This window comes from Staphylococcus gallinarum (assembly GCF_000875895.1).
In the GTDB taxonomy this organism is placed as follows: domain Bacteria; phylum Bacillota; class Bacilli; order Staphylococcales; family Staphylococcaceae; genus Staphylococcus; species Staphylococcus gallinarum.
This window is the reverse complement of sequence record NZ_JXCF01000254.1, coordinates 1-241: the sequence shown is the minus strand read 5'-3', so window position 1 is coordinate 241 and position 241 is coordinate 1. Positions and strand designations below refer to the sequence as shown.

Here is a 241-nt window from a genome sequence, read left to right as displayed (position 1 = left end):
TGAAGATAAACACCATTCGTTTATGGAATTTCCATCTATACGAAATCAGCTCTTTGTAGTCAATGGTCTTTCAAAATCTCATGCTTTGACAGGTGCAAGAGTAGGTTACGTACTATCTACACCTCGCTTGATTGAAGAGGTAACAACAGTTCATTTATATAATTCAATATGTGTTGCTACCCCCAGCCAATATGGCGCAATAAGCGCATTGAAATATGGAGCACAAGATATAAAAAAAATG

At 36.5% G+C, this 241-nt stretch carries 1 protein-coding gene; it reads left to right on the top strand.

The window, feature by feature from the left end:
• On the top strand, nucleotides 1-241 hold a 241-nt coding region (locus SH09_RS14350), incomplete at both ends, for an aminotransferase class I/II-fold pyridoxal phosphate-dependent enzyme (protein ID WP_141639747.1).